The organism is Mesorhizobium sp. (assembly GCF_004962925.1).
GTDB lineage: Bacteria > Pseudomonadota > Alphaproteobacteria > Rhizobiales > Rhizobiaceae > Mesorhizobium.
This window is the reverse complement of the sequence record NZ_SUEO01000367.1, coordinates 1-2,390: the sequence shown is the minus strand read 5'-3', so window position 1 is coordinate 2,390 and position 2,390 is coordinate 1. Positions and strand designations below refer to the sequence as shown.

Here is a 2,390-nt window from a genome sequence, read left to right as displayed (position 1 = left end):
GCTCGGAGTCGGCCGAAGCGACATTGGACAAGCTTGGCGGCGGTGCCTGGCAGTCGCGCAAGGCGCGGCTGAAGAAGCGCCTGCTCGACATGGCCGGCCAGTTGATCCGCATCGCCGCCGAGCGGCAGATGCGCGCCGCTCCTTCGCTGGTGCCGGCGGAAGGCCTCTATGGCGAGTTTGCGGCGCGTTTCCCTTATGAGGAGACCGACGACCAGCAGACGGCGATCGATTCGGTCATGGGCGATCTGGGCGCGGGAAAGCCGATGGACCGGCTGATCTGCGGCGACGTCGGCTTCGGCAAGACCGAAGTCGCCCTTCGTGCCGCCTTCATCGCGGCGATGGAAGGCTTTCAGGTCGCGGTGGTGGTGCCGACGACGCTGTTGTCACGCCAGCATTTCAAGACCTTCTCGCAGCGTTTCTCCGGCCTGCCGATCCGCGTCGCCCAGGCCTCGCGGCTGGTCGGCGCCAAGGATCTGGCCGAGGCAAAAAAAGGCATCTCCGAAGGCACGGTCGACATCGTCGTCGGCACGCATGCGCTGCTCGGCTCCTCGATCTCGTTCAAGAATCTCGGCCTGTTGATCATCGACGAGGAGCAGCACTTTGGCGTCAAGCACAAGGAACGGCTCAAGGACCTGAAGAGCGACGTGCATGTGCTGACGCTGTCGGCGACGCCGATCCCGCGCACGCTGCAACTGGCATTGACCGGCGTGCGCGAACTGTCGCTGATCGCCACGCCGCCGGTCGACCGCCTGGCGGTGCGCACCTTTATCTCGCCATTCGATCCCCTGGTTATCCGCGAGACCCTGCTCAGGGAACGTTACCGTGGCGGCCATTCCTTCTATGTCGTGCCGCGCATCAGCGATTTGGCGGAAATTCATGATTTCCTTCGAGAATCCGTGCCAGAGCTGAAAGTGGCTGTCGCTCACGGCCAGATGCCGCCGGGCGAGCTCGACGACATCATGAATGCCTTCTATGACGGCCAGTACGACGTGTTGCTGTCGACCACCATTGTCGAATCCGGCCTCGATATCCCGACCGCCAACACGCTGATCGTGCATCGCGCCGACATGTTCGGCCTGTCGCAACTCTACCAGTTGCGCGGTCGCGTCGGCCGCTCGAAGGTGCGCGCCTATGCGCTGTTCACACTTCCGGCCAACCGCAAGCTGACCGACACCGCCGAGCGCCGGTTGAAGGTGCTGCAGTCGCTCGACACGCTGGGCGCCGGCTTTCAGCTCGCCAGCCATGATCTCGATATCAGAGGTGCCGGCAATCTTCTTGGCGAAGAGCAGTCCGGCCACATCAAGGAGGTCGGCTTCGAGCTTTACCAGCAGATGCTGGAAGAAGCGGTCGCCGAGGTGAAGGATTCCGGCGAGGTTCAAGATGGCGGCTGGTCGCCGCAGATCGCCGTCGGCACGGCGGTGATGATCCCGGAGAGCTATGTTCCGGACCTGCAACTGCGGCTGGCGCTCTACCGCCGCCTCGGCGATCTCGAAAACACCGAGGAGATCGATGCCTTCGGCGCCGAACTGATCGACCGCTTCGGCCCGTTGCCGGAGGAGGTGAAGCACCTGCTGAAGATCGTCTTCATCAAGGCGCTCTGCCGCAAGGCCAACGTCGAAAAGCTCGATGCCGGGCCAAAGGGCGTCGTCATACACTTCCGCAAGCGCGAGTTTTCCAATCCTGTCGGGCTGGTCACGTTCATCGGCGAGCAGGGCTCGCTGGCCAAGATCCGGCCGGATCACAGCGTCGTTTTCGTCCGCGACTGGCCGACATCTGAAAAGCGGCTGGCTGGGTCCGCGGTCGTCATGACGCAATTGGCTCGGCTGGTGGAGAAGGCTGCATAGCAAGGCGTCGCTGGTGCTTTGGCCAATGACTATGCCGGCCGTTTTGGCGCATCACGGCCATTCGCCACACGTCCAAATCCGGTCTAGAATAGGAAATCGGCTTCGTGTATGGAGCCGCGATCCCATATTGGGGCGCAATGGCGGGCGATAGCGCCCGCTGGAAAGAACGTTGGGTGCAACGATGACGAAATGGTCACCGAATTCGTGGAGAGCAAAGCCGATCCAGCAGGTTCCTGCCTATCCGGATCTTGCCGCGCTGAAGAACACGGAAGCCCAACTCGCCACCTTTCCGCCGCTGGTTTTTGCAGGTGAGGCACGCAAGCTGAAGAAGCAGCTTGCGACCGTCGCTGCCGGTGACGCATTCCTTCTGCAGGGCGGCGATTGCGCCGAGAGTTTTGCCGAGCATGGCGCGGACAACATCCGCGACTTCTTCCGCGTCTTCCTGCAGATGTCGGTGGTGCTGACCTTCGCCGGCGCGCAGCCGGTGGTGAAGGTCGGTCGCGTCGCCGGCCAGTTCGCCAAGCCGCGCTCGTCCGACAACGAGAC

Annotated in this window: 2 protein-coding genes; both read left to right on the top strand. The window is 63.0% G+C overall.

What is annotated here, in order from left to right:
• Positions 1-1,844: TRCF domain-containing protein (locus E5W87_RS34980; RefSeq protein WP_292408402.1), on the top strand; the 1,844-nt coding region annotated here is incomplete at its 5' end.
• A gap of 181 nt (positions 1,845-2,025) precedes the next feature.
• The coding region (locus E5W87_RS34975) for a 3-deoxy-7-phosphoheptulonate synthase (protein WP_292408399.1) at positions 2,026-2,390 on the top strand (365 nt) is incomplete at its 3' end.